Genomic DNA, 13,779 nt, shown 5'->3' on the forward strand with positions numbered 1-13,779 from the left:
TTCCTTCAGACCCCACCGTTGGCCAGTGACGCCCTTGCCATTCAGATTATCTTCCCCTTAGTCAGGGTAATAAGGCATCTTTCAGCCTATCGGGTTTGCCAGCTTCGCTGGGCAAACAAAAAAGCGAAGATGCCTTAGAGGCTCTTCGCTTTTTTTATCGTTATAAATAAATTTTATAACTTTTTTATAAATTAAGAGATTAGTCTTAACCCTATCATTATCAGCATAACCACATTAGCAAGTACGCCGATTAAAAAAAAGTAACTACGTGGGCTTGGGTTTTTCTCCGTTGCTATAGCGTAGTACAGCGCCATGTGAATTAAACGCGCAATTAAATACACCCAAATACACATTGCAAAAATCGGGCTTTGAAAATTAATTACAAACGCAAATGACACCGTACCTATAAATAATGCACTGTTTTCAAGCGTATTATGAAACGTACGATGTGCTCTAAATATAAAGCTGTCGTGCGATAAATCCTCGTCAATTTTACCTGGTACAGCATTTGGTTCTTTAGCTTTGCTAAACGTAGCCACAGCCCACTGTACAAGCAACATAATTAAATAGAGGTAAAATGCCAAATAGGCCGAAAGTGCAACTTCAGTCATTATTAAATCCCTTGTTTTGTTTTTAACTTAGTATTGATTGCAATTTTAAAGCCTAAGTTAGTACACTGATATTCAAAGGGTTAATCTAATAATCCTAATTACATATGTAAGTAACACACAGCATTGTATAAAATTTACTTGTTATAATTTTAAAAAATAACATCAAAACTAAACTGTATACTGCTGGATTTACTCCGATCTATAAAGTTAACTCTTCAAGCGAAGCATCCCATAACGCTACCTGATTACGCCCCAAGGACTTAGCCTCATAAAGAGCTAAATCAGCCTGTTCAATCAACTCAGAAGGTGTTCTTGCTTTAAATTTAATAGACGTAACCCCAAAGCTACACGTAACAGGAATATCATCAAATGTCGCTTTTTCAACTTTAATACGAATAGCCTCAGCTATACGTATTGCTTGCTCTTGAGTTGTGTTGGGCAAAATAATACAAAATTCTTCGCCACCAAAACGGGCCACGCTATCACTTTTACGTATATTAGCTTGTAAAAGCTCGGCTACGCCACAAAGTACTGTGTCGCCAATGCTATGCCCATAGGTGTCGTTAACGCTTTTAAAGTGATCAATATCGACCATTAAAATACAGTACTCTTCAATCTGAGGTAAATCCAAAAAGTCGCGATTCATAACCTCAAATAAAATACGACGGTTATAACAATTGGTTAAAGGGTCTCTTGCTGCCAAATAGTCTAACTCTTCATTACGTTTTTTAGAGGCAATAAAACTTCTATAAACCAGTAATACAATAGCTAAACAAGCGGCTAATAAAAATGCGAGCGCAATACTGGCGTATTTATTCTTTGAAAGCTCTAGCTCTGATATAACTCTAGCTTGGGCGGCGATTTCAATTTGATTATTTTTCTTTTCAAGCTCAAGCTGATGGCGTTTTTCTTTTTCTCTTAACGTCTCAAGCTCTATTTCCATTTTGTACGAATGCAAATGTGCTTTTTCAAGCGCCAACTTATCTTCACTTCTTTCATTTTGAATAATATCGGTTAGGGCTATTTCTTCTTCTGCATGACGAAGTGACTCTTCTATACGACCACGCAATTTTTCTGCTATTCGAATTTCACGATAGGCATATAGCATATGTAATTTATCATCTATTTCGGTTGATAAAGCGAGTGACCTTTTCAGTAAAGAAATCGCCTCATTTGTATCAATACCAATTAAAATGCCCGCAAGCGCAGTAAGCGACTTTATCTCATAAAGTTTACCACCTGTTTCTCTGGCAAACGACAATGACTCTTTGTAATACTCTATAGCCTTGTTGTTATTTCCTTGGGCACGATAAATATTACCAATAATACGTGCTGTTGTAGAAATGTACGATGTAAGGTTTTTGTTTTTATAAGTGATATAAGCTTTTTTAGCATATTGCATTGCTGATGCTAAGTCGCCAGATTCGAGGTTAATAACAGCCATTTCTCTTAGAGCTGATGCGAGCGTTTTTTTCTCAACCATACCTTTTGGCAAATCGATAGTTATTTGATAGAAAAATTCGGCCTGATCAAACTGCCTTAATCGTGTATATACCAGTCCCATTTGATTTGATGTTTTAGCAATTCCAAGCATGTTATTTACTTTTTTATAATATAAATATGCCTCATTTATATGCTTAAGTGATTTTTCATAAAGATTAATATGACGATAAATAATACCCGCCCCTAGTAATGCTTTTGCAAAGCCCACAGGATCGTCAATCTCTTTATGTATTTCTAATGCGCGAGTGGAGTAATCAAGGGCTAAAACTAAGTTATCTAAATAACGGTGTGCTTCTGCTAGTGTATTTAAAGTACGCGCCATTAACTTTAAATCACCTAAACTTGTGTATATCTCTAAAGCTTTTGTATAAAAGTGAGCCGTTTGCTCCCTATTTTTGAGACGTTCGTACGACTGAGCTAATTTTTTATACGTTTCACCTAACTGTCTTTGTATTAATTCGTCTTCATCAACAAGGTATTTTAAAGCAGATGTATATTGCGCGTTCGCGTTGTTGTATTTTTTTCGATCATAAAACGAATCTCCCTTAATAAGGAGCACTTGCGCTATAAAAAAGTCATCGCCATACACAAAGGTTGTTGGTAATAAAGTTTCAATGCGGGTAGTAAGTTCGTCATAACGTTTTTCTTCTAATAATATATTTATATAATTAATAGACGCCTTTATTTGGTTGCGTGAATCATTTAATTTGCTGTAGTAATCAGAGCATTGTAAAAAGTGCTCGAGCGATTCATTAATATTGTTATTTTTTTTATTCGCTTTACCTAGCAAGTTATGTAGCTTTGCACTGAGTAACGTGTCATCGGCATTTTGCGCTTGTAACAACAACGCCTTACTTAGTTCAATACTTGTTATAACGTCAGTATCTATAAGTAATTCAGCTCTTTTTAGCAGCCCTGCAGTAGATTCATTAGTTAAATTGTATGAGGTGGTTTCTTGTGCGTAAGCGCTGTTTAAGTAACAAAGCTTTCACTAAAAATGTAAAATTATAAATTCGCTTTACAATGAAACTATGTATTTGCGAAGTTAAATCCATATTTCGCTGATGATTCGAGTAGGTATAAAATTCCATATTTACCATTTTAGTAATTTATTATTAATACAATGCAAAAGGCTGGTGATAAAATATACAAACCGGCGCAATACATCAAGTATTGCTGCTATATGAATACTTTTAATTTATAATTTTAGCATAATTATACATAGAGCAAGCCTAGCTTCTTAGTTTTAGTGTAACTAACACAATACCATGATCGGTACTTAAATCATCACGCTCAAATTCGGGGTTAATTAAGTGACGATCATAAGTATTATACTCAATCACCTCAAAAAAACTGCCAAGGTAGCTGGCATCAAACTCACAAGATAATAAAATATAATCAAGCACGGAGCTGCTCGCGCCATAATAATGTGTTGGTGCTCTTAAGGGCATAAGCTTAGTTGCATTAACATTTTTTGCTTCGTTTTCATCAGCTAAATCAAAAATGCTATTGCTTTCACTATCGCTTATTTCATCGCTAGTCATTGCCTCACCATTAGACAGTTCATCTTCGCTTAGCTGCGATTTAACAAACAAATCCCATGAATCATTTAAACAATATTTAGCGAGGTAGGTTTTAGCATCAAATGCAGGCGCAAAGCGTAGCGTACTTGTCAGTAAATGGCTTAATACGCCATCCGCTAGCTCATTATTAAAGTCCCCCATTAATAGCATGGGTTGTTGCGTAGCTTCGCGACGGGCAATCATTTGTATCATTAGTAATGTAGCTTCACTGCCACGCTGAATAGTTGAGCCCCACCCACCCGCTACATTCGCTTTTAAAATTTCAATTATGTTTTGCTCGGGTGTAAGCTCTTTATTATGCTCATCGACATTAATCATTGGGCGCTTAGATTTAAAATGCACCACGTAACAATCGGTATTACCTATATGCGGCAGCGTTATAGTTGCTCTTAGTACTTTACGACTAAAAGTAAACTCACTATTAAGGCCAAGCGCATTTGCAAGCTCACTATCGTGCTCAACCGCTGCTACTTCAACTATGGGGTATTTAGAGGCGATTGCCACTACAGGGCGTTTATAAATAAAGTCATCAATCACCTCTGGCGTATCAACTACAGCAAAGTAATTATAACCTTGCTCGCCTACTAGCTCTTTTAATGAGTCAGTGCTAAACACTTCCTGAAAACCAATCACATCAGGGGCATGTTCTGTTAAGTAATCAACAATCCAACGCTGCTTTTTAGCCCACTGCTGCACAGTATAAATTTTCTCAAACTCATAGTATGCATTGGGCGGCTCAAGATAGTTAAACAGGTTAAATGTGGCTATTTTTAGTTGGGTGTTAATAATTCCAGATTCATCACTTTTTAAATCTGTATCTAACTGTTTAAGATCTTGATTGCTGATGGGGTTCGCCTAAGTAAAGTTGAAAGTGTTGCTGGCTTATAAACTATCATTTTATTACATGTTTACGTAATAAATCAGCCAGCTTAATTGTAATTTTATACACTCTTTTATTTTAGTCTTTATTATATCCCTCAATAAATAGCATTAACGTGCTTAACCATATAAAATTCGCGGCAATTAAATATGAGCAAAGCGACATTGTAATGAGTAGAAAGATTGAACTATTAGCCCCAGGCGGTGATGTTAACGCGGTAAAAGCCGCCATTGTAGCCGGTGCTAATGCGGTTTATTGTGGATTAGATACCTTTAATGCACGTAACCGAGCGTCTAATCTTTCGTTTGATGAGCTTAACGGCGCACTTCGCCTAGCCCATGAATACGGCTGTGAAATATTTTTAACGCTAAATGTAGTTATATTAGAGCACGAAATGGGCGCGCTATTTAAGCTACTTAACCAACTCGTAAATACCACGCTCGATGGCATTATTGTGCAAGATTTAGGGTTGTTCAATATAGTTAAAAAGCACTTTCCTACTTTGCATATTCACGCATCAACTCAGTTAACCACCCATAACGAATCACAGGTTGAGTTTTTAGCGCGCATTGGCGCTACACGTGTAAATTTATCGCGCGAGCTTAACTTAACTGAAATTAAAATATTGACCGACGTAGCGCACAAATGCGATGTATTAACCGAGGTGTTTGTACATGGTGCATTGTGTATTGCGTTTTCGGGGCAATGTTATTCAAGCTCAGTAAGTGTGGGTAACTCAGGTAACCGTGGTCGTTGCTCACAGGCATGTCGTGATGAATACGAGCCAACCGCCATGGGTAACAAACATCCGTTAAACTTAAAAGATAATTCAGCCTATTTTGATTTACCGGAGTTGGTAGCCGCGGGTGTTGACTCGTTAAAAGTAGAAGGCCGCATTAAAGGTGCTAACTACGTACATACCGTTATTGATAGCTGGCGCAAACAAATAGATACCTTTGTACAAACAGGTAATTTAATTGAAGATGATTCAAGCTTATACAAAGTATTTAACCGTAATTTTACTAATAAGTTTTTGCAAGGTGACATGACAAAAAACATGTTTACCGACAACCCGCGCGACCATAGCTTTGATCACGCTAACGAAAAGAGTAACGCGATTTCGGTTGTGCAAATTTACGATGCACAACAAGAGCTCGCCGCAGAAAAAAATGACATTGATACGTTAGTTAAAAAGAAGATTGAGTTTTTAGATATTTCAAAGCGAGAACTACGCTTTGAGTTTGGCGGTCAATTAAACCAGCCACTTACAGTAACACTGACAATAAACGATAAACACGACAACACACTAGCAGAGCAAAGCGCCCTTCAACCTCTACGCTTTGAAGTTCAATCGCAAATGCCTATGCAAACCGCCGATATATCAGTTGTTGATATTGCTGCCATTGATAAGCGCTTTAAAACCTTTAGTAATGCCAATTTTGAAATTAAAAATATGGATTACTCAAACTTAGGCAACAACTTGAGCATTCCGTTTAAAGAGCTTGCCCGTATTAAGAAGCAAGTCGCGTTTTTATTAAACGAAGGCAAAGACGTACTCGCCCCTGTTGAACTGCCAAAACTAGTAAACCACCCTAAAGCCGATAACAAAACAACACTCTCTATTTTAATATCGGACATAAAAGACGTTCATCTATGTGATTTAACAGGTGGCGATGTTTACTTTAAATTGCCAGAGAGCTTTAGAACCGATAACGATAAATACATTAATGTATTTTTAGAGCACCCACAGTTAATTCCGTGGTTTCCGGCGGTGTTAATTGGTAAAGATTTTGAAGAAGCTGTACGTTTACTCGAGGTTGTAAAACCTAAACTTATTATTAGTAATAACACAGGCGTTGCATTTAAAGCAGTGCAAATGGGTCTTGACTGGATTGCAGGTCCATTATTAAACACTACAAACTCTTATGCGTTGCTAACACTACAAGAAGATCTAAACGCAAAAGGCGCGTTTATTTCAAACGAAATAAACAAACCACAAATGCGTAGTATTAAACGCCCTAACAACTTTAAAATGATGTACAGCATTTATCATCCAATACTAATGATGACCAGCCGTCAGTGTTTTTTCCAGCAAACCGTTGGCTGTAAAAAACCACGTATTGACGCAAGCTGTATGCTGAGCTGTAAAAAAGAAACAACCGTTACCAATGTAAAAGGCATTAGCTTTGCTATTGATAAACAAAAAGGCGGCTACCCGAGCATTTATAACCATGAGCAATTTTTAAATATGGATATTGTGACCGATTATGCCGACAAGTTTGACGAGTTTATGATTGATTTAACCGACATTGGCTCAGGCGATAAAGAAAAACTCGATAAAGCCGTGTTACTTGCCCATTTTCAAGATTTAATTAGTGGGCAAACACACGCGGCCGATCAGTTAAATCACATGGTAAAAGTAAAAACACGTCAGCAATATGTTGAAGGCTTAAATAGCTAAGGTAAGTATTAAAATGACATTGCCATTATTATATTCATTACAACACTGCCCATACGCAATGCGTGCACGAATGGGTATTTTAATGGCAGAGCAACACGTTTTACTACGCGCTATTAAAACTAAAAATAAGCCGCCGCATCTTTTGAAAATATCGCCAAAAGGCACGGTGCCAGTTTTATTGTTGCCGAATAATCAAGTTATAGATGAAAGCCTAGATATTATGCTGTGGGCTTTAAAGCAAAACGATCCGCATAATTTACTGCATACTCAAGACCCATTAGCACTTGAGCGCATGCTTGAATTAATTAAGCTAAACGACACGCAATTTAAACCGGTGCTCGAAAAGTACAAATTTTATGCTCGTACAAAAGACATGGCACAAATTTATTATCAAAAAGCCTGCGAAGAGTTTATTAAGCAATTTGAAGCAAAGCTAACTACCCATAAATATCTAATGGGCAATGAAAAAAGCCTAGCCGACTATGCTCTGCTGCCATTTATTAGACAGTTTGCCCGCGTAGATAAACACTGGTACTTACAAAGTGAATACACGCATGTACGCGCATGGTTAAACGAATTTTTACATGCCCCCATGTTTACCAAAGTTATGACCAAATTTGATTTGTATATGGACTGCGGCGAAGAGTTTTTATACGGCGTTAAAAAATCTTAACTTAGCCTTTGTTTTATAGAAATTTTATTGTCATAGCCAACTACAAAGCTAAGCATTGAATTATTCTCATCATCGGATTTAAGCCCTTTATTTACGCTATACTGCCCTCCCCATTACTAACAAACGCTATGCATTATGAACTACTCAAACTTTGGCACTAAATTTACACAACCCAACGGCATTACTCAGTTAATGGAAGATTTAGGCGGGGCTAAAAACAGTAATAATCCTAATATTGTTATGCTGGGTGGCGGTAACCCCGCATTAGTACCACAAGTAAATGAGGTTTTTTTAAGTGAATTACAAAATCTTGTTGCCAGCAATAAAGTATCGCAAGTATTTGGCCTTTACGATGGCCCAACCGGTAACGACGAGTTTAGGGGGGCATTAGCTGGCCAGCTAAGTAAAGAGTACGCATGGGATATTAACGCCGATAACGTAGCACTTGGTAATGGCAGTCAAGCTAACTTTTTTGTGTTGTTTAATATGTTGGCAGGAGAAATGCCTGATGGCAGCCACAAAAAGATTTTATTTCCCCTTGCGCCAGAGTATATAGGTTATGCCGATCAAGGTTTATCGGCTGATATGTTTGTTGCCATAAAGCCTGATATCGAAATTTTAAATACAGGCAGCACATCAAAACAGTTTAAATACGTCATTGATTTTAAAGCAGTTGAAAACACATTAGCAAACGACAGCAGCATAAGCGCGCTGTGCGTATCACGCCCTACCAACCCAACAGGTAATGTAATTACTGACGATGAAGTAAAACACCTTGATTTGCTTGCTAAGCAATATGGTATTCCACTCATTATTGATAACGCATACGGCGATCCGTCCCCAGGTTGTATTTACACCGATGCAAACCTAACGTGGAACTCAAACATTATTTTATGTATGTCACTTTCAAAACTGGGCCTACCGGGTTTACGCAGCGGTATTGTGGTTGCCAATAATGAGATTATTAAAGCAATTGGCCGGGTAAATGGCAGCATGGTGTTATCGCCAAATAGTATTGGTCCAAGCTTAGTGACACGCTTAATTAACGACAACGAACTACTGCCACTGTGCCGTAATGTTGTACTGCCTTTTTATCGTAATAAAGCACACATAGCGATTGAGTTGTTTGACGAAGTGTTTGCCGAACTGCCTGTTTATTTGCACAAAGTTGAAGGTGCATTTTTTATGTGGCTGTGGTTTAAAGATGCAAAAATAACAAGCGAGGTGTTGTATCAAAAGCTTAAAGAGCAAGACGTTTATGTAATTCCTGGGCATAACTTTTTTATCGGCATTGACGACAGCTGGGCGCACAAGCACGAGTGTATTCGTATTAACTATGCTACCGATGCAGATACCCTAAAAAAAGGCTTAGAAGCGATTAAAAACCTAATAAAGTAAATATACTGATGCCTATATAAATATCGGCATCAGTTATTTAACTCGCTTATATATTCGTTTGAAATTCATGCAAACGCACTGTATCCCCTTTAAATTTATATACAAGTTGGTATCCTACGCGCCCTTTTTTAACATATGCTTATAAAAAAGAAATCGTCAAGGAGCGAATACTGCTGCAAGGCACTTACTGTAAGTGACAGCTTTAACTCAACAGGCATCGCGTATAATTATTGATTTTAAACGTAAGATGTAACTTTAAATAGCAACATGCATTAGCATTATTAAGGTCAATTATGCGATTAGGACCAGGACTACTCGTCACTGCAGCCTTCATTGGGCCAGGAACAATTACTACCGCAAGCGTGGCAGGTGCAAACTTTGGTTTTGCACTTATATGGACGTTACTGTTTTCAGTAATTGCCACTATATTATTACAATCCATGGCGGCGCGCCTTGGCGTTACTACCGGGCAAGATTTAGCACAAGCTCTTAGAGCTAATATTCAAACGCCTTTATTTAAATCCTTGGCGATATTTTTAGTTATTAGCGCCATTGGCGTAGGCAGTGCAGCTTATGAAGCGGGTAACTTAAGTGGCGCTAGCATGGGGTTAATTGAAATATTCCCTCAAATTAACTCCCAACTATGGACACCACTTATTGCTTTTTTAAGTGCTGCTTTACTGTATAGCGGCAAACATAAAGTGGTTGAAAACGCGCTAATTTTACTCGTTATTTTAATGAGTTTAGTGTTTATCTCAACACTTGTAATGGCTGCCCCTTCGCTCGCTGATGTATTTGCTGGTTTTATCCCTAGTATGCCTGAAGGTTCTATTACAACTATATTGGCATTAGTCGGTACGACCATTGTGCCGTACAACTTATTTTTACACTCCGGCGTGCTCGCTGCCAGACACGACAGTAGCAGCGATATGCAAAAAATGATTAAAGAAACAAATGTTGATACAGGCCTATCAATCACCTTAGGCGGTGTCATCACGTTAGCTATTTTATCTACTGCTTCCGTTGCATTTTATGGTACGGATGCGGGGCAAATTAGTGCGGCTAACATGGCCGTGCAACTAGAGCCATTACTTGGCGACGCCGCTCATTACTTTTTTGCTATTGGCTTGTTTGCAGCAGGTTTAACAAGCGCTATTACAGCGCCACTTGCCGGTGCTTACGCCGTATGTGGCATGTTAGGTTGGTCAAACGATATGGGTAACTTACGCTTTAAAGGCGTTGCTATTATTATTTTATTGTTTGGTGCTGCGGTGGCCTCATTAGGTTTAGACCCAGTAGCGGTGATTATATTCGCACAAGCGGCTAACGGGTTATTACTCCCTATTGTTAGCACCTACCTTGTATGGCTGGTTAATCAAAAAGGGGTTATGGGAAACTACACTAACTCTTTGGCTTTAAACCTAGTCACCCTACCGGTTTTAATCCTAATTTTTGGGCTAAGTAGCTACAAACTAATTAGTTTAATTTTTTAATTAAACTCTAAAAATCATATTTAAAGGCCGCTGTTTACAATAAACAGCAGCCTTTATTTGTTAATCATCAAATAACGTATCAACCGTACTTATATTCACACATCAACACGCTTTTTGGGTTTTAGCTGTCTTAAATAATTGCGAAAACGCAAAACCACCTACCGCGCCTGCAAGCAGTTGAGCATAAAAACCCCAGCCTCTTGCGCCCGCTATAATATGAATATTCATAATTGATTCAATGGCGATTAACACAATAGCAAATGCCACAATGCCAGCAATAACAAATAGCTGAGTACTGTATTTTTGAACCTTTTTATTAAGCTTTGTTGTAGCAAAAAAAGCGATGGCAAGTGCCACAGCAATAATAGCCCCGTAGGTAGGTAGCAAGCCTAGCCAATCATCAAGCGTTAAACTAGCCCGATCACTAAAGCCCACCACTACACCTACATTAACTAATTCATTGACAACGTATTGGCTATGAAACAAGCTAGCAAGTGTGAATGTAAGTAACCAAGAAACTAAAAATGAAGGCAATATACGTGTTAAAAACGACATGGTTATCTCAACTTAAAATAAAGCTTTTCTCTTATACTAGTCATGCTAGCAAAGGCTTGCCCGGTAAACAATGTATCTCTTTTTTTACTCTGCTTTCGCTTTTTTCGTTTTCTGTTAATGCACAAGCCGCATTACCAAAGGAGCAATACAGTACAAAAACACTGGCTACGCAATTACAGTCTCCGTGGAGCATGGTTGAACTACCAAACGGCACATGGTTAATTACAGAGCGTGATGGTCACGTAGTTATAGTTAAAAACAATGCGCAATCAAGAGTAAAATTAAACCTAACAGGTTTATACGTTGCAGGCCAAGGTGGTTTACTCGACATTGTATTATCACCAGATTATAACGACTCCAAAGAAGTTATTTTTACTTATGCCCAAGGTGATGCAAGCGCAAACAGGCTTGTTGTTGCCAAAGCCACGTTTAATGGCACTGACTTTTCAAAGCCACACGTTATTTATAAAGTAGCGACTGATAAAAACACACCGCAACATTACGCAGGACGCGCCCTTATCCTACCCGACAATACGTTATTAATTTCAACGGGTGATGGCTTTGACTTTAGAGAGCAAGCACAGGTTATAACAAGCCAACTTGGTAAAATATTACGTATAAACCTAGATGGCACCACCCCAACAGACAACCCATTTATTAATCACGAAAACCAAAATGCACATGCTGTTTACTCACTTGGTCACCGTAACCCTCAAGGCTTAGTTTATGATTACGATACGCAGCAAATTGTTAGCCACGAGCACGGCCCTGCAGGCGGTGACGAGCTAAACTACTTAACCGCTGGCACTAATTACGGCTGGCCTGTGATCACCTACGGCAAAGATTACTCGCAAGCGCGTATTTCACCCTTTACCGAATATAAAGGCATGCAAAAACCAAGTGTTAATTGGACGCCATCAATAGCGCCATCAGGCATGGCGTATTACGGCTCTAAACATGCCGCTTTTCCTTCATTACAACAACATGTGCTTATCACTACTCTTGTTGATAAAAAGCTCTACAGCGTTAATCTGGTAAGTGGTGAATTTACCCAGTCTCACGTGTTTCCAGAGGCCGCAGGCAGGTTAAGAGATGTGTTTATAACTGATAGAGGTAACGTCGCGGTATTAACAGACGGTAAAGAGGCAAAGCTAATGTTGATGACATCAAATTAATTAACAAAGGGGATAAGAGCCGCTGCGCTTTTAAAGTAAGTAGCGGCTTTCAATAAGCCACTTTGGTTAATTAAGTAATTTGATCAGTAAGATCAGGGGTTAACCCCTTTAGTTTTAAGATTAAGGTGAGCGTCTTTATTATGTTATTAATAACGTTCTTGTCTCCAATTCCCTTTGCATATACTTACTGTGCTTGTTATTTACCCGCTTCTAATTGCTGTCTCAATAATTCAATAAGTTGAGTGTTAAGCCCGGTAATTTCAGCTTCTAGCACCTTCACTTTAGCCTGCGACTTTTCATCATCTTTACTGCGTAATAATGCAGCTTCTTGTAGTAGCTTTTCGAGCTTCTCTTGTATTTCAGCAATCTGTTCATCAAGTGGGTCACCTTCTGATTGTGATGCCTGACTTGCATCTTCATTGCCTGATAATTTACGTAACGCTTCACGATTTTGATCTTCCAGACTTTTTTCTTTTCCTTCTTCGGATATATCCACTTGGTCGCTTTGAACCGCTGCTTTGTGCTCAGTCGCTTTTTCAGTTACTTCATCAGCTACCACCTTTAAAGTTTGTTTTTGCGGGTAAGTTTCTAAAGGTTTAGAGGTTATGTAAACTGACATTTTATCCATTTTAATATTCCTTGTTCCGTCAATTATTAGCGACCAGTAGTTAACTATAAATATAATGCTTTACCAAAAGCCAATTGTAATAGCCCTTGTTTGATTCTTTATTAGATTACACTTTACTCACAAGCTTGCCCATTATTGTTTTAAACCAACAAAGTGAACAATACCAAAAAATAAACAAATAATAGAACTCCAAACCCAAAACTCAGGCGAACGCCCCATAGGGTTATTTATTAAAAAAAATCCAGCAACACCGCGGGCTAAATAAAAGTTATTAATACAAGAGCTAGGCGGATGAATGGAAGTTTAAAAATAACACCTGCGGCTGAAAATGCATACAATGACCAAGTTGATAGAATCAGAACAATTACACTAGTAATAAGAGTTGGTTGAATACTTCCTTGCTCAGAAAGTAATGCCATTTGCTCTCCTGCACCGAAGAACCGATACCAAGAACCTCCAAAATAGATACAACCTAAATGCAAAGTTGCTACAACAGCACTTAATGTACCTGCAATTATTAGAAAAACATTCATAGAGCGATAAAACCCCCGTGAGACATAACGAGCCTATAAATTAACTGGTTTATTTATTTTGATAAACAAACCATAGCCGGGTTTTTATCTGGGTACAATCGATTGTTGAATGTTTACGCGTGATATCAAAGCTCGCATTAAACTAGCCAGCCACTCCAATTGAGGGCGTTCAGAATTCTGTGTCAGCCTAAGTTGCTAAATATCTAGCACACCATCTAACCTACCTTCGAAGTGGATGGCCAATTGCGACAATGTCAGATTCCAATTATGGATTGGCATTGTCCAT

General features: G+C 38.3%; 10 protein-coding genes and 1 pseudogene. 5 read left to right on the forward strand and 6 right to left on the reverse strand.

Annotation, left to right across the window (positions count from 1 at the left end; translation table 11 throughout):
* Positions 1-191: 191 nt before the first annotated feature.
* The 3 genes from H4J63_RS18265 to H4J63_RS18275 all read right to left on the reverse strand — a co-directional run bounded on the left by H4J63_RS18265 (position 192) and on the right by H4J63_RS18275 (position 4,450).
* A complete protein-coding gene (locus H4J63_RS18265) occupies positions 192-611 on the reverse strand; it encodes an MAPEG family protein (protein WP_182197886.1) in 420 nt (139 codons plus the stop codon).
* A 199-nt stretch (positions 612-810) separates the two neighbouring features.
* Complete coding sequence (locus H4J63_RS18270) at positions 811-2,958, reverse strand: diguanylate cyclase (RefSeq protein ID WP_259365837.1); 2,148 nt, start codon at positions 2,956-2,958, stop codon at positions 811-813.
* Between the two features lie 388 nt (positions 2,959-3,346).
* A complete protein-coding gene (locus tag H4J63_RS18275; RefSeq protein ID WP_182197900.1) occupies positions 3,347-4,450 on the reverse strand; it encodes an endonuclease/exonuclease/phosphatase family protein in 1,104 nt (367 codons plus the stop codon).
* 296 nt (positions 4,451-4,746) lie between these two features.
* Between H4J63_RS18275 and H4J63_RS18280 the strand changes: the two genes are divergently transcribed.
* From H4J63_RS18280 to H4J63_RS18295, 4 genes are all read left to right on the forward strand, one after another.
* Positions 4,747-7,038, forward strand: a complete 2,292-nt coding sequence (locus H4J63_RS18280; RefSeq protein WP_182197888.1) for a peptidase U32 family protein — start codon at positions 4,747-4,749, stop codon at positions 7,036-7,038.
* Between the two features lie 13 nt (positions 7,039-7,051).
* Positions 7,052-7,711, forward strand: a complete 660-nt coding sequence (locus H4J63_RS18285; RefSeq protein WP_182197889.1) for a glutathione S-transferase — start codon at positions 7,052-7,054, stop codon at positions 7,709-7,711.
* 135 nt (positions 7,712-7,846) lie between these two features.
* Complete coding sequence (locus H4J63_RS18290) at positions 7,847-9,109, forward strand: valine--pyruvate transaminase (protein ID WP_182197891.1); 1,263 nt, start codon at positions 7,847-7,849, stop codon at positions 9,107-9,109.
* Between the two features lie 293 nt (positions 9,110-9,402).
* Positions 9,403-10,602, forward strand: a complete 1,200-nt coding sequence (locus tag H4J63_RS18295) for an Nramp family divalent metal transporter (RefSeq protein ID WP_182197893.1) — start codon at positions 9,403-9,405, stop codon at positions 10,600-10,602.
* A 102-nt stretch (positions 10,603-10,704) separates the two neighbouring features.
* Here H4J63_RS18295 and H4J63_RS18300 read toward each other — a convergent pair whose 3' ends face one another.
* The gene (locus H4J63_RS18300; RefSeq protein ID WP_182197894.1) at positions 10,705-11,157 is read right to left on the reverse strand and encodes a hypothetical protein; all 453 of its coding nucleotides are present in this window, start codon (positions 11,155-11,157) and stop codon (positions 10,705-10,707) included.
* Between H4J63_RS18300 and H4J63_RS18305 the strand changes: the two genes are divergently transcribed.
* Positions 11,142-12,332, forward strand: a complete 1,191-nt coding sequence (locus H4J63_RS18305; protein ID WP_182197896.1) for a PQQ-dependent sugar dehydrogenase — start codon at positions 11,142-11,144, stop codon at positions 12,330-12,332. The genes H4J63_RS18300 and H4J63_RS18305 overlap by 16 nt on opposite strands.
* Before the next feature lie 196 nt (positions 12,333-12,528).
* On the opposite strand, the gene H4J63_RS18310 is transcribed toward H4J63_RS18305, so the two are convergent.
* Together H4J63_RS18310 and H4J63_RS18315 are read right to left on the reverse strand one after the other, a co-directional pair.
* Positions 12,529-12,960, reverse strand: coding sequence for a hypothetical protein (locus H4J63_RS18310; protein WP_182197898.1), 432 nt, complete (start codon positions 12,958-12,960; stop codon positions 12,529-12,531).
* A gap of 132 nt (positions 12,961-13,092) precedes the next feature.
* Positions 13,093-13,493, reverse strand: a pseudogene (locus tag H4J63_RS18315) (hypothetical protein).
* Positions 13,494-13,779: the final 286 nt, after the last annotated feature.

Origin of the sequence: Pseudoalteromonas sp. 5Ae-yellow (assembly GCF_014077565.1) — a bacterium.
GTDB lineage: Bacteria > Pseudomonadota > Gammaproteobacteria > Enterobacterales > Alteromonadaceae > Pseudoalteromonas.